Raw genomic sequence first — 15,748 nt, forward strand, 5'->3', positions numbered from 1 at the left:
GGAATTTATAGAATGAAAAGGAGAGGCATATCATGGCTAAACACACTGTACACATTCCGCAGAATTTCATGATGGGGGCAGCGGCTTCCGCCTGGCAGACAGAGGGCTGGAGCGGTAAACAGGAAGGTCAAGACTCATATCTGGACGTATGGTACAAAAATGACCGCTATGTCTGGCACAATGGATATGGCCCCGCGGTTGCAACCGATTTTTATAATCGCTATGCCGAGGATATTGCGCTGATGCAGCAGATTGGGCTAACTCATTATCGCACCTCTATTAATTGGTCCCGCTTCTTGACGGATTATGAGAATATTGTGGTGGATGAAACCTATGCGGATTATATGGACCGGGTCATCAATGAGTTGATTGCAAGCGGAGTCGAGCCGATGATTTGTCTGGAACACTATGAATTACCCGCTTATTTGCTGAATAAATATGAAGGCTGGTCTTCCAAGCATGTGGTGGAGCTGTTTGTGAAATATGCGGAAAAGGTGTTCGAACGCTACGGAGATCGGGTCAAGCACTGGTTTACGTTTAATGAGCCCATTGTTGTACAGACTCGTGTCTATCTGGATGCTCTTCGCTATCCCTATGAACAAAATACGCGAAAGTGGATGCAATGGAACTATAATAAAACGCTGGCTACTGCGAAGTGCGTACTACTTTTCAAAGCCAAAAATTATAATGAGAACGGAGCTAAAATAGGGGTTATTCTGAATCCCGAAGTTACTTATGCGCGATCCAGTGCCCCTCATGACCAGTACGCGGCACATGTGTATGATTTATTTTACAATCGAGTATTTTTGGACCCGCTTATTAAAGGCGAATACCCGCAAGAATTGTTCGAGCTTATGAGCAAGCATGATATTGCCTTTGAAGCTACGACGGAAGAACTGGCCTTGATTAAGGAAAATACCGTTGACTACGTTGGGATCAATCTCTATTATCCCCACCGGGTCAAAGCGCAGAGTAAAGCGTGGAACGAAAACATTCCTTTTCACCCCTCTTACTACTATGAGCATTTCGAACTTCCGGGTAAAAAAATGAACAAGTCACGGGGTTGGGAAATTTATCCTAAAATCATTTATGATATGGGCATACGTATCAAGAACGAATATAACAATATCGAATGGTTTGTCGCGGAAAATGGCATGGGCATTGAAAATGAAGCTGCTTTCAAAAATGAGGAACACATCATTCAGGACGACTATCGTATTGACTTTATAACTGAGCATTTATACTACACGTTACAAGCTGTAGAGACAGGCTCCAACTGTACAGGTTATATGCTGTGGGCCTTCACAGACAACGTTTCTCCTATGAATGCTTTCAAAAATCGCTATGGACTGGTGGAAATTAACCTGGAGAATGATCGAAGTCGGCATTTGAAGAAATCCGGCTACTGGTATCAATCTATTATCAAGGAACGCTCGTTTGTTGCTAATCTGGATGAAGAGTATAAGTAGTTCAAATGAATTTCTGGAGGCGCTCTGATATGAAAAAAATCATTCTGGCATGCTCTGCGGGGATGTCGACATCCATTCTGGTTTCCAAGATGAAAAAAGAAGCCGCAGCAAGATCCATAGAACTGAACATCGAAGCCATCCCCGAAAGCACCATTAAGGAAGAGCTGGAAGGTATGACTGATCCTGTGATTGCTATTTTGCTCGGGCCTCAGGTACGGATGCGTAAAAAGCCAGTAACTGAAATTGCAGCTCCCTACGGCATCCCTGTAGATGTCATCGACACGTTGGCTTACGGTAGAGGAAACGGTGCAGCTGTCCTAGATCAAGCCTTCAAGCTGGCTGGCGAGAACTTATAATTTCTGCTCAAATTATAATTTCTGTTCAAATCGAAAAGAGGCTGAGAGTTTCCTCAGTCTCTTTTTTGATCCTCGCGCTCTTAGCCCTACACGCCTTCTTTGCCTGAGCCCATACTGCTCACGTACGTTTCCTTTAGACCGGCAGAGATGCCATATAGCGGTTCCCAACGAAGCCAATGCCTGGCGACTGCGTTGCTCAGACAGCTATGGTGAATGTCTCCTGCCCGCGCAGGCGAATAGACAGGGCGCACAGACGAACCGTGCAGCTTCAGTAAATCGTAGGCCAGTCGATTGATGGACGTCGTTCGTCCCGTACTTACATGCACCGTGCGTTGGTCCGCTGCGTGTATAGCCGCCATATTGGCTCGGACTACATCCTTGACGTACACAAAGTCACGAGTTTGCGTCCCGTCGCCGTGAATGAGCAAGGGGCTTCCTTTTTTCAGCCGCTCCATAAAAATAGCGACGACACCGCCCTCTCCCTTCACCGCCTGACCGGGTCCATACACATTTCCGTAACGCAAAATCGTGTAGTTCAAACCGTACAACCGATAAAAAAGCCGAATATACGATTCTGCCGTCAGCTTGGACAGTCCGTAGCCTGAAATAGGCCCCACGGGATCGTCTTCCTGAATACATTGCTTTTGTAGCTCTCCATATACGCCGGATGTGGAGGCAAATATGATTTTCGACACACCCGCTTCACGACAAGCCTGCAACAAATGGATCGTCCCCAGTACATTCACATCCGCATCCTCATCGGGATGATGGATGGATTGCTGCACATCAGCCTGTGCAGCCAAGTGAAACACAATATCCGGGCTTTCCCGAATCAGCAGCGTTCTGGCCTCAGGACTGCGAATATCTGCAATATGCATGACCGCGCGCGGGTCCACATTTGCAGCATTTCCGGTCGTCAGATTATCCAGCACAAGCACTTTGATGCCTGAATCAGCAAGCGCACGGACCAGTTGAGAACCAATAAATCCGGCTCCTCCGGTGACCAAAGCCTTCACTAGCGCACCCTCCTTTTGAACCGAAGCATGTATCTTCCCTTCGCATCATGTTATGCGACGCTTTACAGCTTGGCGCAGGCACAAGCACAGGTGGAAGACAATCTATACGTGTTCCTATAGTCCCACCTCAGACATGAAGTCTGACGTTGTCCAGCATATAACGCCACATCTCATCCTGACCGTTCCATATATCCTCGGGTGGCAACGCTACTGAAACCAATCGCTCCAGTCCCCAATCCAGCTCCGTCACGCCTTCAGTCCCTGTATAATCCACGTATAACAAGCGAAAATCATGGGTAATCCTCTGTGACAACACATCATGCAATTCTACCGCCTGCTCCCGGCTGCCACCGACACGAACCAGCAGCAGACGGGAGGCCAAGGAAAATTTCGCCAGTAGACGGGCGATGCGGCGGTCAAGTGTTGTTTTGAATGCAGGATAGGAAACCAGATGTTCTGATGTATTCTGGCTAACTGGAAAATGGTGTGCTGCTGTAATCTCATAGGAAGCATCCTCAACCAAGAAGTTATGACCTCCGTAATCATGCCCCGTGACACGCAGACGATCATAATCCATAAAACTGGCAAAACGAGCACTCAGCAAGCGACTGATCTGTGACAAGTTGCCAGAAATCATCCAGTCCAGCGGACCTGCGTATGGACGTAGTCCGTTTTTATCGAGCTGAATCGAGGGTAAGCAATGCCCTCCCAGGCTAAATACGGCGTCATAATCCCCCTGCAACCGCTCAAGCACGACGACCTCCCCTTTTTGAAGACAAGGACATTCCCTCAAAAAGGACGCGCCAGTGTGGATCACTCTTGTAATTCCATACATCGGCAAACGGCATTTCCACTGCGCATACATGAGGAAGCTGCCAATCCACCTCTGTCAACTCCGTTACACCGGAACAATTCACTACTAACAACCGAAATTCATTCGCTACTATCCCCGACAAGATCCGCTCCAGTTCCTCTACTTCTTCATAGGTTCCCAGCATACGGACGAACAAGCTGCGCTTGGCCATCTGTGTTTTTGCAAAAAAACGCTCGATACGACGGTCTATCTTTTCTCTGAACTCGGGATAGGTTGCCAGATCTGCGGACGTATTACGTTCCTGCGGGAAATCGTGTACCGAGATCACATTATAAGCAATATCTCTGACCATATAATTCAGTTGGCTCGTACCAACGACACTTAAATTGGGCAAATCCATAAAGCCTGCAAACCGATTCTCAAGCAAACGGTTCACATCAGAGAGTGTGTCAGACATCATCCAATCCAGCACCCCGGCAAACGGCCGTAAACGGTTCTTTTCCAATTGAATGGCAGGTGTACAGTTTTGCCCCAGACTGAAGACCGCGTCATATTCCCCTGCCAGCTGTGCGAGTCTCATAGCCGTGCCTCCTTTATTAATACGGCCCTTCCCTCCGATCTTGTTCTTCGCTTCTTCTGTAGTCGAATAGGGGCTTCAGGCCGCGGATTGTTCCACTCTACATTACATGCACAGCATAGCAAAAAGGGTTGGACACTGGCGCGCTTTTTGTCAAAGAGGCGTACAACTATCCAGTCCACTCGAGGTCATTCTTCATATCATATAAGGCTGGTAACCTAACGGAATTCAAGGAGGCATCATGATATGTCTGTGTTTCTTTTAACCGTCGATCATCATCTCGCTTACCACAGCGCCCATATACAAAGCTGCCATGTGACCTTTTTCAACCGTGAAAAGAGATCCGTTGATGTGCTTCTGGAAATGGGGAATGACAGTGGCGTTTTCAGGCGGCAGCTTCTTCGGCTAAGCCCTTCTCCCGAAGCTGGCTCTGTACTGGAAATCAAGGATATGGAGGCAGCTCAAAATCCGTTTTATCTACGAGTGGTCACGAATATTTACAATCCCGAAACGCTGTTTATCCTGGCGGAATTTCTGGAAAACGGGAACGTAGTCGCTAAGCGGACAGCCAGTCATTTTATCGTTACACCCTAATGAACAGGCAGAGGAGGAAAAGGGTATGTTGTTAAAATATACAGTTCAAAACAAAGCTGAAGCAGGCACGTATGCACTGCCTTTTCAGGTTACCGAACAGGAGATCGTGCTCTCTACATTGATCATTCCTGCAGGTGAAGCAAAAGGACATATTGTCATCGAAGTCTCTTTGGCATGGGAAAATCCGCTGCTCAACTGGGATATTGGGGAGCTCGATATTCGATTGCGCCGCAACGATGAGCAGGGACCCGTACTGGATTGGTTGCAGGACTCCTGTTATCAGGAAGGATTGGCCGAGTTAATCTATGAGGAAGCAGCACAACACGCAGAGCCTCATGTATACTGCCTGACCGTACAATCAGCCGACCGCCGCGCTGTTGTTACGGGGCCGCTTATGATTCGAGGTTCGGTTTTTGTAGATCGAATGGATGACAACCCGGATGACAATGAGCTGAAATAAACTAAAGGCAGGTGGGGATCTTCAGCCCGACCTGCCTTTTTATATGGTCTGTATGCTCATGGCGCGAATTGTTTCAGCCGTTGCAAAATGTCAGCGTCCGGCAGCTTGTAATCTTCTGGCAACGAAATGTTAATTCGGTTCCAGATTACGTAATCCACCATCTGATCTGGATGTGACTGCTGGATTTCAAAAATGCGGTTGTACAAGTCTCCAACGATAGGAAAAGTCATGCTGTCCCTCCCAACTATCGAATCAACGCACTAGATTAAGCGCTTGCCCATAAATATTTACGAGCCGTTCAATCATAACATCCAGAGACCAGTGCGCGGTTCCCCATGCTTTGGCATGATTCCCCATAGCTATTCGTACTTCATCCTGAGCCAGCAAATGCTGCAAATGAGCTGCAAGTGCCTCCACATCACCAACCGGAGAAACCAGTCCGGTGTGTCCATGCTGCACCATTTCCGGCAGCCCCCCCGCATCTGATACCACTGCCGGAAGCCCCATAATCTGCGCCTCCATGACCGAAAATGGCTGATTATCCTGTATGCTCGGATGAACAAAAAGGTCCGCCAATTGTAAAAGAGCGGGTACATCTTCACGATGCCCCAGAAAAACTACGTCTTCCTCCAGTCCCAGCTCCTTCGCCTGTGCCTGAAGCTCTTCCCTTTTATCCCCCTCCCCGACAATCCAGCAAACCCAATCCGTACGCCTTGCTTTCAGCAGACCAAGGGCGCTCATTAAATAATGTAGCCCTTTAATATAGACCAACCGCGAAGGACAAATGATAACTTTTTTCCCCTCAGGTCGTGTCATGTCTGTTCCCCTGGCATGGACTTCCCAGAAGTGTTCGGTGTCTAAGCCGTATTGGAAAGTGGCAATCTGCTGCTCAGGCACTTCGAACTCACGCACAAGCGTCTGCTTCATCCATTCTGTAGACGTAATCGTAATATCAGCGGAAATAGCGCCATAATGCTCCAGCGCCCAATAATATTTCCACATCAGCGTCTCGCGATAACCCTCTTCATGATCCCGCTCCAGCGCCATCATGACTTCACGAGCCAGCGAGCCATGAATATTGGCTACCAACGCACTGTCTTTGCGTTTGACCCGACTTAGAGCACGAGTGGCTATGACATCTTGCGTATGAATCACATCATACTGCTCAACCCCGAAATAGGCTGCCGCCAGTTCCATACAGTATCGATCCTTTTCCACCGTCTGTACCCATGAATCCAAATGTAATACAGGGGCAGCCGATTCATTCAGCTTCGTATGCAGCAAGGGCAGCAATTGATCCTTCAGCAACTCCTTATCTTCAAAAACAATATGGTATTTAGGGGTATCCGGTCCGTTCCCCATCAAGTCTACCGTGTGACCCAGTAGCTCAAGTCTTCGTTTAATTTGCAGCATAAAGGGCCACACACCACCCAAATGAGGAATCGGCCAGTACGTAGCCAACAAAATTTTCAAAACAGCCCCACCTCCTCTGTTTCTCGTACGTTAAGCTACATTCCGTTACTTCCGTAAATTTGCTGGAAACCCGATAATGCATCTGTCCAGACCGCAAAAAAACCGTTATTCGGCACAATCGTTACATCAATAAAATTGCCAATCGTGACCACCGGAACGGGACTAATCCCGTTAGGATTAAAGGAACTGTCTGTTATTCTGAGGTTCGTAAATGTATTCCCTCCGTCCGATGATTCTGCAACAAATACATCTAATAAAGAGGCTGTGATTTGATTGGTGTAGTACACAATCTTAATTACGCCAGTCACGGGCGAAACATCAATGGCCGGGAAGAAGTGCTGTGCCCCTGCACTGGCTCCTGTCACCGATTGCGGCGCAGTCCAGCTTAATCCGCCATCCACGGACCGGGCAAGCAGCACATCCGCATACCCTGCCCGATTATCCTGCCAAACCGCATAAAGCGTACCTTGATTCGGGCTGGTAGAACGATCTATGGCAATGTTGGCCGTCGGCAATACATTAAAGCCAAAACCGACCACAGGTAGCGGACTCGGAACTGGAACGACAGAGGACACCGGTAGCGAAGAACTGAACGCCGTCCCCCCATTGAAGGACACAATGACCTGATATTGGTTAACCGGATTCGTCACAATGTACCCGACATAGATCACCCCTGTAATGCTCACGGTGATTTCCCCCCGCGTAATCTGATTGGAGCCAGGAGTGAGTACCACAGGTGTATCCCATGTGATTCCTCCATCCTGCGAACGCTGGAAGAACATGACCGAGCCGCCGAAAAAGTCGGGATTATACTGATGCGTATAACATAAATAGATATTGCCGGTATAGGAGCTGACTTGAGAAGTATCAAATTTCACGCTGACCTCTACATTATTGACAAATGTCCCATACCCTCGCTGGGCAATCACGGGTGGATCAAATGTATTGCCATTGTCTCTGGACACATAGGTAGCGATGGTACCGCTCAAGCCGTCTGCGGTAAATACGTGACAGGCTATGACGAACAAGTTGGGAAAACCGTAGCTGACGCTATGGGATTCCGCTCCTACATAGCCAGCTGGCAGCGGTAGAATTTGCTGTGTGAAGGAGACAGCGCCGTTACCTGAACGGTATACTGCTGTCAACGGCGGCCCTGTCGTAAAATCAGTAGCTGCGGCTACTATGGTACCGTCGAGCAGGTTGAAAGCCACACTTGGCTCCTGTGCCAGCCTTCCACTGGGCGTAAGCTGTACGTTCGGCATCAGGCTTCACCTCCCGGTACACCGGCAAAAATCGTCAAACTGCCAGTGCGCGTATCCGTCCAGACGGAAATGTAGCTGTCCGGCGGTACAATGGAGACATCGATATAGTCGCCGATCAGTTCTGATTCGCCCCCACCAACATTCGGGTTAAAGGAAGTTGTTGTGAGACGACTATTCGTAAAGGTGTTGCCTCCATCTGACGATTGGGCGGCGAACACATCCAGATTAAAGCCGTCCAGGCGATTCGTATAGTAGACCACAACGACCAGCCCCGTCTTGGGCGACACTGCAATCGCAGGGAAGAAATTTTGGGAACCCGGCGGGCTGTCCGTCACAATGACCGGAGCACTCCAGGTACCGCCAAAATCGCTGGATTTGGACAACAACACATTGCTGTAGCCCTGACCAAAATCCTGCCACACGGCATATAGCGTATTTGTTGTAGAAGGCACCCCCGAGCAGTCTGCTGCCAAGCAGGGAGAATTCAATACACGAAAATCATATCCGGGAACGGGCAACGGACTAGGTACCAGTGTTATGTTGGACACAAGAATATCCCCGCTAAAAGTGGCTCCTCCATCAAAGGACCGCCGGATAAAGAAAGCCGGTGTTTGCGGCCCCGTACGAATCCAGCTGACATACACGCTGCCATATTTGTCGACCGCAGGCTCGGGTCGCTCTGTGGAGGACTGGATATTGGAAAGCATTAACGGTCGATCCCAGGTCAATCCTCCATCCGTAGAACGCTGGTAGAAGGCCGCTGACCTGGCATTAAACTCTACGTTGTATTGGCGGTTATACGTAACGTAGACATGTCCTAGATAGGGACTTGCTCCTGCATTATCTGTCGTAATATTGGTCCAGTCATTATTAATGTAATCTCCATAGCCCGGGTTAATGACCACCGGAGGATCAAAAGTGGCTCCATTGTCCGTAGAACGGTAGATCACGACAGCCCCGTTCTCATTTCCCGGAAACACATGTGCCGATACGATAAAAATATTGGGGAACAGATAGGCCACCATTCCCGCCTCTGCTCCTGTATATCCTGGAGGAATCGGCAGTAAAGTATCGGTCCAGTTCGCCCCGGCGTCCAATGAGCGATACAGTCCAATCAGCGGGGGCCCGCTGCTAAAGTCAACAGCTACAGCTATAACGATATTCGGATTCAGCAAATTAACAGCAACACTAGGCTCAAATTTGGGCAGGCCGCTGGGTGTCACCTGAAAATTTAAAGACATCGCGAGCATTCCCTTCATTATATAAATATATGCCTGAAGTGTTCTATCAAAATGTACTTTTTTCGGTATAGCCTCCAGACAACCATACAAGCTTTCCTCTCCATAGATTCATAGTATAGAAGCATCCCTATCGAGGGATTCCATCATACTGTTTTGAGAGGATGATTCTATTGGCTTTTACAACTGGATATATGACCAACACGAGGGATTTTGGTACTGCCTGCTCCAATGTTGTTGTAAATTTAGTCAATGAGGACACAGTGAACGCGGCAACCGTGACCATCCAAATTTTTTTCTCACTCGTACCGGATACCAAGACACCACTGTACGTGACATCGGTTAATTTGCCTGCAAACTCGATTGCGCGTCGTACTTTCTTTATACAAGGGGTTCTTGCCTATGAGGTACAATACAACGTAGTCTCCGCTGCTCCAGCCAATGTTGTGCTTTCCAATTTCGGATTGGACCAATTTGGTAATGTTGTACAGGAGCATCGTGTCCTTCAATCTGAGTTGACCACGATCCCAGCTTTGTCTCCTGTTAGCTAAAAGCACCACCCTGCTCCAGTGTCTGATGCAATCTGTGGGTATAGTACACGTAATTCCATTCCGGCGGTACGGACTGAACCCCTCGGCCGCTGCCAATGGTCGAATGGTCATCTGTATAGTAGGAAAAGGCATGTGTATCCTGCAAAGGTCGCAGCAAATCCGTCAGATACAGCAAATCTGTCACGGCAATATAAGGTTTGACACCGAAGCATACTACAAAGCGGGTTGTCGTTTCACCAATCGCCTGAACCAGTGCCTCCTTGACAGAATAATGGGGTCTCGGCGTTACGATTAGCCGAGGGTCAAGCATCATCGTCAGAAAGGAAGAAGCGCCTTGTTCCGGCGTAAGATCCAGCAACCGCACCAAGCAATTACTGTAATGCTGCTCCAGCAGATTATCGAGCAACGGCTCAGCTTGAGCCATATCCGTAATAGGCATTAAAATGGTCATCTCAAGCGGGATACCCCGGCGAGCTCGGGCCTCATGTTTGGCGAGTTGAAATGCGCGTCGCCAGCGTCGATGTTCTTTTTGGCTGCGTAAGCTGGCCGATACACTAAAAGCAGAATCCACCCGATAATCCATCAGGATCTCCGGAATGAATTTCATGCTGCATGTCTCGGTCAGCCGCAGCCAGTAATCATAATCCTCTACAGGTTGCAGCCGATAGCCGCCGATCAGACGGGCATATTGGCTTTTGTACATAAATGACACCCCGACAATGCTGGCGTTCAACAATTCATGATGTGGCTGACTTTGGTACCGAATTAATGCTTGTTGATGCTGCTCGTCATACAACGAATTACCTGTAGCGTCAATCTGACGGAAGGTGGAGAACACAAGCCCGAGCGAATCCGGTCCCTGCTCAAGCTCCCACCGTAATCGTTCGATAAAGGATGAATGATACACATTGTCGCTGGATACCCAGGTCACATACTTGATCGCTGGATCTTTAAACAACTCATCGAATCCTCGGTTAAGGGCATGGGATACCCCTTTGTTCTGAGGGAGTGTAACCAACTGAACACGCGGGTCTCCCATTGCTGCGTGAAGCGCCGGCTCTATCATTTCCGGCGCCCCGTCAATCACAATGATGAAGCGAAATGCCCTGTAGCTCTGGGTTAGTACGGATGAGATCGCAGCTTGCAGATAACCGATATCCTGTTTGTACAGCGGCATAACAATCCCCGTATCTACCATATCAATCCCCCCTGACACTTTCAGCTTCATGAGGATAAACCGCTCAACATCTGACTGAAGCGATCTTGATAACGTGCTTGGGTGATGTTGTACTCCTGTTCCACAGCAGGCCAATATTTTTTGGTTCCCATTTCATCATGCCAGCGGTAGTTAACCAAGGACTCGTTCAGAAAAGGAAATGGATATCCTGCCAGCATCACTCGGTACCACATATCGAGATCATGGGTGTACGGCAGCAATTCATCAAACAAACCGATATGTGCAAACAGTTCCTTTCTGAACATCACCGTACATCCATTGACCGGATTCCCCTGCTGGAAAAAACGGTAAAACTCCGTCAGGGACGGAAATACAGCAGCTGCCTGATAGGTTGTGACTTGGCTGTGCTGATTGATGAAATTGAAATTAGTATGAGAGATGTATGCCCCCTGTTCGATCATAAAAGAAACCTGGTTATTAATTTTGTCCCTATGATAGGTATCGTCGGAGCTGAGCCACGCAATATATTCACCGCTGGCATGCCGGATCCCATGATTCAAGGCACTGGCTGTTCCTCCGTTGGATTTGCCCAAATAATGTATATAGGGAAGATAGGGCTGAAGCATATTAACATGTGTGGTGGACCCGTCATCGACGACAATAATCTCTAGCGGCCCATAGGTTTGCTCCAGTGCACTTTGCAAAGCCTGATCCACGTATGCACAGTTATAAAAGGGGATGACGATCGTTACTTTTGGTCTCATATCGTTCCTTCCTTTCCAGCTCGGCGGTATTGAATCATATCCTCCAGCGATTGCCCCAGCTGTATGGTCGGCTTCCAGCCCATCTCCTCCAGCTCCTGCGCCCGATATGCCTTCGTTGACGCTGGTTCGACCATATCCCCCCATTGTACGGGAATAGATATTTTCGACAGCGCGACCATACGTTCCACAATATCTCCCAGTTCCACAATGCGGCCTGTGCAGACTGAGTAAACTCGACCTGGTACTCCCTTTTCCAATAAAACTCCATAGGCGCGAACAGCATCACGAACGTCGAGAAAATCACGCTGCGCATGTCGGGAAGACACGCGGAACGGAGCTACCTCCGTTACGGATTGCTCTTTCATGCGTTCCGTCCGAACGATATACCCCGCGAGTAATGCACAAAAGCCGGTGGATGGACCCGGGCCAATCAGGTTGCAAGGCTCTGCCAGCATGACAGATTGCTCGAACAGCGCGCCCCACGAGAGCGCGACTGCCTCTTGAATGCTTTTGCTAAGGCTGTATGGATGCGTTGGATGATACGGAGCCTGCAAAGCCGTCTTTAGCCGAGAACCCGCGACAACAATTCTGGCTTGGGGGAAAGGTCGCAGCACATCGAGCAGATACAGGGTGGACAGTACATTGGATTCCATGTATAGCAATGGACTCTGCCAAGATTCAGGTACGGAATTTTTGCCGCCCAGGTGGAGCACATAATCCGGAGTAATTTGTTGAATCACTTCGCCCAGACGTTTCTTGTCGAGCAAGTCACACACATATGGCGTAATACAGCCACGTGTACCCACCCCTGGAGTGGAATTTCCATCATTTCCAGCCCATGAGGTCAATTCTGAAGCAGAAGCGGCAGTGCGAGTCAGCGCTGCCACCTCCCAGCCGAGTCTTGCAAAATAGCGACAGGCATGCATCCCGGTATAGCCTGCCGCTCCAGTAATGGCTATAACTGGCCGACGTTGTTCCGCTGTGCTTCTGTCCATTCCAGCAGCTCCTTCAGCATGATGCTGTAGTGAGGAACATCGTAGAGCAGATCGGCCCGGGTAGAACGAAGCGTCCGGTCCTGCACCGGCTCATCCTTCGGCACGATCCGAATATCCTCTCTCTTCCAGATGTCTTTGAACAGAAGCAGCAAATCATGCTTGCTGATCGGTTCAGGGTGAACCAGATGAATGAGTCCGTCCAGCGGCTCATTCATCAACACTTGTATCGCTTTTGCTAATTCCAGCGTTGTGACCCCGTTCCAAAAGACCCGGCGGTATCCGTCAACGTCTCCGCTCTGTTGCAAGAACCAGTGCAGCAAACCAATGCCGTCCGGCCGAATCTCCGGTCCGATAATAGAGGTACGGATGGTCAGATGTCGTGGCGCCTTTACTTCTCCGAGTATTTTCGTCAAAGCATAGGCACTTGTCCCATCCGGTTGATCTGTCTCCTCATATAAGCCAGGAACCCGCTTTCCTTCGAATACGCAATCCGTGCTGATATGAATTAATCGGGCACCGATACTGTCCGCCGCCTGCCGGAGAAGATGCGGCAGCAATCCATTGATTTGGTATGCCGCAATCTGATTCTTCCCGGCATGCTGATTGAGCACGCCAACCGCGTTAATAATTACGTCTGGCTGTACACTCCGTACCAGCTGCTCCACCATAAAGCTGTCCTTTACATCCAGCAGGAGACCGCCTTTATTTGCGGAATCACGGGTGGTGTAGAACACGTTATACCCACTCTGGTTTTGAAAATACCTAACCAGAACATGGCCCGCCATGCCGTTCCCGCCCAAAATAAGCAGCTTCATTTGATGAACCCCCCGCTTTGGAGAATGCTTCGAATCTCCTCTTTTGACATCAAATTGAATTCCGAACTAAAGCTGCTGAACGACACCGGAGGGCACTGATTATAACGATCCTTTAATTGAGGAATATTCAGGGTTGGGAGAATGACCAAATATTGCTCGTCATATACTACCGTTGTCAGGCTTTCAAAGTCGCTCATCAAAATCTCATGAATTTTCTCGCCGGGACGGACGCCTTTTTCTATAATTTCTACATTTTCCACGCCCGAATCCTCAATGAGCACCTCAGCCAAATCCACAATACGGCAGGTTGGCATGGTCATGATAAAAATTTCGCCTCCGACGCTTTCTACGGAAGCTTTGAACAGAAGACTGATGGCATCACGCAAGGTCAGGAAGAAACGGGTCATGTTCATATCTGTGATAAAAACCTTGCCCTTTTGGCGAATCTGGCTTTGGAACAAATGCACCACGCTTCCGTTTGTGCCCAAAACATTACCGCCGCGCACCGTCACGAAACGTGTATCACTATTCAGCAAATTGGCGTAAACAATTAGTTTTTCTCCAATCGCCTTCGTCATGCCATAGAAATTGGACGGGTTAGCAGCCTTGTCAGTCGATATATAAATAACTTTCTTTACCTGATTGGCGACAGCGGCCTCGATCACATTTTGGGTGCCTACGACATTGGTTTTGAGCGCCTCATAGGGCTGATCCTCACAGACAGGCACGTGCTTGAGAGCCGCCAAATGGAACACATAGTCTACTCCTTGGCAAGCGGTAGTCAGCGCATCCTTATCCCGAATATCTCCAATACAGAAGCTGAGTCGTTCATCCTCAAACTGCCTGTTCATTGCAACCTGACTCGATTCTCCGCGTGAAAAGATAATGACCTCTTTGGGGTTACGCGGCAATAACTGGGCAACCAGCTCATGCCCCCAGGAGCCGGTACCGCCGGTAACCAAGATACGTTTGTTTTCAAACATGCCGTTTCCCTCCAAGCAGAAATTTTACTACCTTATCTGACACATCTTCCGCCAGATAGCCAGCGGGACATTGCCACTTATGCTCCATCCCGGTCATTAAGTCTACCGCGTTGGCTATAACCTCACCATCAAGACCGGACACGATATTGCTGCCGCAATCTACCGTTTCCGGTCGTTCGGTCGTGCGACGCATCGTGACCGTCGGCACACCCATGACACAGCATTCTTCCTGTACGGTACCGCTGTCTGTCAAAGCGCAGCGGGCATGTCGCTCCAGCAGAACGAAGTCAAAAAAACCGAACGGTTCGTGAAATTCTACCAACGGATCAAGCTGGATCGGCGGGTGGCTTGCGATCCGGGCGGCGGTACGGGGATGAATACTACAAATGACCCGCTGTCCGAACTGCCTGGCTACCCGGTTAAGACCATCCAAAATAGCCAGCAAATGCGGCGGATGGTCAACATTTTCAGCTCTGTGGGCAGTGACCAGGAAATATTCCCCCGGCGACAGCCCCAACTTTTTTAGAATTTTGCTGCCAGATATCTCTTTCTCATAGTGTTGCATTACTTCATAGATCGGATTTCCAGTCAGTATAATTCGTTGGCTTGGAAAGCCTTCGCGTAGTAGGTGCTGCTTGCTTTGCTCTGTATAAGGCATGTTAATGGAAGAAATCGCGTCAATGACGCGCCGGTTCTTCTCCTCTGGCACATCCAGATCATAACAGCGATTCCCTGCCTCCATATGCACAACCGGGTAACCCATACGTTCCGCAAGCAGGGCACATAAGGCGCTGTTCGTATCACCGAGCAATAGTACATGATCTGGGCGTTCCTTGTTTAAAATATCCTCCATCTGCGAGTACATGGCAGACAGTTGTTTGCCCAGCGTTCCCGCTTTCTCCTGAAGCACATAATCCGGGGCGCGCAAACCCAGCTCGCGGAAGAATTGTCCGCTCAGGCTTTCCGTATAATTTTGGCCCGTATGCACAAGCACATGTTCATCTGCATAGTGGTCCAGCTTCGGAATAATCAAGCTGAGCCGTATAATCTCCGGTCTTGTGCCGAGCACGGTCAATATTTTCATGGTTTTGGAACCCACCTTTGCTGTCGTTGTTTCATAGAACTGTAGAGTTCAATGAATAATAGCCATCCAGCAGACTGGCTGTGCTCCGACTTACGTTCATCTCAACGGTCCGGTGTATGT

Annotated in this window: 18 protein-coding genes; 5 read left to right on the forward strand and 13 right to left on the reverse strand. The window is 49.1% G+C overall.

All coding sequences use genetic code 11. From position 1 onward, the window contains the following. The first annotated feature begins 32 nt into the window (after positions 1-32). Entirely contained in the window at positions 33-1,469 is a 1,437-nt protein-coding gene (locus ACN6NF_RS19805; protein WP_474319224.1) for a glycoside hydrolase family 1 protein, read from the forward strand. 29 nt (positions 1,470-1,498) lie between these two features. Then, positions 1,499-1,825, forward strand: coding sequence for a PTS sugar transporter subunit IIB (locus tag ACN6NF_RS19810; protein WP_058830457.1), 327 nt, complete (start codon positions 1,499-1,501; stop codon positions 1,823-1,825). Positions 1,826-1,911: 86 nt separating this feature from the next. Here ACN6NF_RS19810 and ACN6NF_RS19815 read toward each other — a convergent pair whose 3' ends face one another. The 3 genes from ACN6NF_RS19815 to ACN6NF_RS19825 form a co-directional block, all read right to left on the reverse strand. Next, a complete protein-coding gene (locus ACN6NF_RS19815; protein ID WP_474319225.1) occupies positions 1,912-2,841 on the reverse strand; it encodes an NAD-dependent epimerase/dehydratase family protein in 930 nt (309 codons plus the stop codon). Between the two features lie 127 nt (positions 2,842-2,968). After that, a complete protein-coding gene (locus tag ACN6NF_RS19820) occupies positions 2,969-3,595 on the reverse strand; it encodes a DUF1796 family putative cysteine peptidase (RefSeq protein ID WP_474319227.1) in 627 nt (208 codons plus the stop codon). After that, on the reverse strand, positions 3,588-4,235 hold the full coding sequence (locus tag ACN6NF_RS19825; RefSeq protein WP_474319228.1) for a DUF1796 family putative cysteine peptidase: 648 nt from the start codon (positions 4,233-4,235) through the stop codon (positions 3,588-3,590). Before ACN6NF_RS19825 ends, ACN6NF_RS19820 begins: the two co-directional genes overlap by 8 nt. A 243-nt stretch (positions 4,236-4,478) precedes the next feature. Between ACN6NF_RS19825 and ACN6NF_RS19830 the strand changes: the two genes are divergently transcribed. After that, the gene (locus ACN6NF_RS19830; RefSeq protein ID WP_474319230.1) at positions 4,479-4,826 is read left to right on the forward strand and encodes a hypothetical protein; all 348 of its coding nucleotides are present in this window, start codon (positions 4,479-4,481) and stop codon (positions 4,824-4,826) included. A 25-nt stretch (positions 4,827-4,851) separates the two neighbouring features. Next, positions 4,852-5,286, forward strand: coding sequence for a hypothetical protein (locus ACN6NF_RS19835; RefSeq protein ID WP_474319231.1), 435 nt, complete (start codon positions 4,852-4,854; stop codon positions 5,284-5,286). A 56-nt stretch (positions 5,287-5,342) separates the two neighbouring features. On the opposite strand, the gene ACN6NF_RS19840 is transcribed toward ACN6NF_RS19835, so the two are convergent. Genes ACN6NF_RS19840 through ACN6NF_RS19855 form a run of 4 tightly spaced genes read right to left on the reverse strand, consistent with a single transcriptional unit; the run spans position 5,343 to position 9,262 of the window. Further along, complete coding sequence (locus ACN6NF_RS19840; RefSeq protein ID WP_474319232.1) at positions 5,343-5,516, reverse strand: hypothetical protein; 174 nt, start codon at positions 5,514-5,516, stop codon at positions 5,343-5,345. Between the two features lie 22 nt (positions 5,517-5,538). Next, the gene (locus ACN6NF_RS19845) at positions 5,539-6,759 is read right to left on the reverse strand and encodes a glycosyltransferase family 4 protein (RefSeq protein ID WP_474319233.1); all 1,221 of its coding nucleotides are present in this window, start codon (positions 6,757-6,759) and stop codon (positions 5,539-5,541) included. A 35-nt stretch (positions 6,760-6,794) separates the two neighbouring features. Then, positions 6,795-8,021, reverse strand: a complete 1,227-nt coding sequence (locus ACN6NF_RS19850) for a sialidase family protein (protein ID WP_474319234.1) — start codon at positions 8,019-8,021, stop codon at positions 6,795-6,797. Next, the gene (locus ACN6NF_RS19855; protein WP_474319236.1) at positions 8,021-9,262 is read right to left on the reverse strand and encodes a sialidase family protein; all 1,242 of its coding nucleotides are present in this window, start codon (positions 9,260-9,262) and stop codon (positions 8,021-8,023) included. Before ACN6NF_RS19855 ends, ACN6NF_RS19850 begins: the two co-directional genes overlap by 1 nt. Before the next feature lie 191 nt (positions 9,263-9,453). Between ACN6NF_RS19855 and ACN6NF_RS19860 the strand changes: the two genes are divergently transcribed. Further along, positions 9,454-9,810: a hypothetical protein gene (locus ACN6NF_RS19860; RefSeq protein WP_261991015.1), complete on the forward strand. Its 357-nt coding sequence runs from the start codon at positions 9,454-9,456 to the stop codon at positions 9,808-9,810. On the opposite strand, the gene ACN6NF_RS19865 is transcribed toward ACN6NF_RS19860, so the two are convergent. The 6 genes from ACN6NF_RS19865 to wecB are packed head-to-tail and all read right to left on the reverse strand — an operon-like array spanning position 9,803 to position 15,628. Further along, complete coding sequence (locus ACN6NF_RS19865) at positions 9,803-11,038, reverse strand: glycosyltransferase (protein ID WP_474319237.1); 1,236 nt, start codon at positions 11,036-11,038, stop codon at positions 9,803-9,805. The two genes, ACN6NF_RS19860 and ACN6NF_RS19865, sit on opposite strands and share 8 nt — an antisense overlap. Beyond that, positions 11,035-11,751: a glycosyltransferase gene (locus tag ACN6NF_RS19870; RefSeq protein WP_474319238.1), complete on the reverse strand. Its 717-nt coding sequence runs from the start codon at positions 11,749-11,751 to the stop codon at positions 11,035-11,037. The genes ACN6NF_RS19865 and ACN6NF_RS19870 overlap by 4 nt, the downstream gene beginning before the upstream one ends. Further along, positions 11,748-12,746, reverse strand: coding sequence for an NAD-dependent epimerase/dehydratase family protein (locus ACN6NF_RS19875; protein WP_474319239.1), 999 nt, complete (start codon positions 12,744-12,746; stop codon positions 11,748-11,750). The genes ACN6NF_RS19870 and ACN6NF_RS19875 overlap by 4 nt, the downstream gene beginning before the upstream one ends. Next, entirely contained in the window at positions 12,707-13,561 is an 855-nt protein-coding gene (locus tag ACN6NF_RS19880; protein ID WP_474319240.1) for a dTDP-4-dehydrorhamnose reductase family protein, read from the reverse strand. Before ACN6NF_RS19880 ends, ACN6NF_RS19875 begins: the two co-directional genes overlap by 40 nt. Further along, positions 13,558-14,544: a polysaccharide biosynthesis protein gene (locus ACN6NF_RS19885; protein WP_016820076.1), complete on the reverse strand. Its 987-nt coding sequence runs from the start codon at positions 14,542-14,544 to the stop codon at positions 13,558-13,560. The genes ACN6NF_RS19880 and ACN6NF_RS19885 overlap by 4 nt, the downstream gene beginning before the upstream one ends. Next, entirely contained in the window at positions 14,537-15,628 is a 1,092-nt protein-coding gene (gene wecB / locus ACN6NF_RS19890) for a non-hydrolyzing UDP-N-acetylglucosamine 2-epimerase (protein WP_474319241.1), read from the reverse strand. Before wecB ends, ACN6NF_RS19885 begins: the two co-directional genes overlap by 8 nt. Positions 15,629-15,748 lie beyond the last annotated feature (120 nt).

It is taken from the genome of Paenibacillus sp. TSM33, from assembly GCF_056099025.1.

What these genes read in the sequence shown, in the direction of transcription:
- ACN6NF_RS19805 (WP_474319224.1), top strand. Translation starts at nt 33, where the DNA reads ATGGCTAAACACACTGTACACATTCCGCAGAATTTCATGATGGGGGCA.
- ACN6NF_RS19810 (WP_058830457.1), top strand. Translation starts at nt 1,499, where the DNA reads ATGAAAAAAATCATTCTGGCATGCTCTGCGGGGATGTCGACATCCATT.
- ACN6NF_RS19825 (WP_474319228.1), bottom strand. Translation starts at nt 4,235, where the DNA reads ATGAGACTCGCACAGCTGGCAGGGGAATATGACGCGGTCTTCAGTCTG.
- ACN6NF_RS19830 (WP_474319230.1), top strand. Translation starts at nt 4,479, where the DNA reads ATGTCTGTGTTTCTTTTAACCGTCGATCATCATCTCGCTTACCACAGC.
- ACN6NF_RS19835 (WP_474319231.1), top strand. Translation starts at nt 4,852, where the DNA reads ATGTTGTTAAAATATACAGTTCAAAACAAAGCTGAAGCAGGCACGTAT.
- ACN6NF_RS19840 (WP_474319232.1), bottom strand. Translation starts at nt 5,516, where the DNA reads ATGACTTTTCCTATCGTTGGAGACTTGTACAACCGCATTTTTGAAATC.
- ACN6NF_RS19850 (WP_474319234.1), bottom strand. Translation starts at nt 8,021, where the DNA reads ATGCCGAACGTACAGCTTACGCCCAGTGGAAGGCTGGCACAGGAGCCA.
- ACN6NF_RS19855 (WP_474319236.1), bottom strand. Translation starts at nt 9,262, where the DNA reads ATGTCTTTAAATTTTCAGGTGACACCCAGCGGCCTGCCCAAATTTGAG.
- ACN6NF_RS19860 (WP_261991015.1), top strand. Translation starts at nt 9,454, where the DNA reads ATGACCAACACGAGGGATTTTGGTACTGCCTGCTCCAATGTTGTTGTA.
- ACN6NF_RS19865 (WP_474319237.1), bottom strand. Translation starts at nt 11,038, where the DNA reads ATGAAGCTGAAAGTGTCAGGGGGGATTGATATGGTAGATACGGGGATT.
- ACN6NF_RS19870 (WP_474319238.1), bottom strand. Translation starts at nt 11,751, where the DNA reads ATGAGACCAAAAGTAACGATCGTCATCCCCTTTTATAACTGTGCATAC.
- ACN6NF_RS19875 (WP_474319239.1), bottom strand. Translation starts at nt 12,746, where the DNA reads ATGGACAGAAGCACAGCGGAACAACGTCGGCCAGTTATAGCCATTACT.
- ACN6NF_RS19880 (WP_474319240.1), bottom strand. Translation starts at nt 13,561, where the DNA reads ATGAAGCTGCTTATTTTGGGCGGGAACGGCATGGCGGGCCATGTTCTG.
- ACN6NF_RS19885 (WP_016820076.1), bottom strand. Translation starts at nt 14,544, where the DNA reads ATGTTTGAAAACAAACGTATCTTGGTTACCGGCGGTACCGGCTCCTGG.
- wecB (WP_474319241.1), bottom strand. Translation starts at nt 15,628, where the DNA reads ATGAAAATATTGACCGTGCTCGGCACAAGACCGGAGATTATACGGCTC.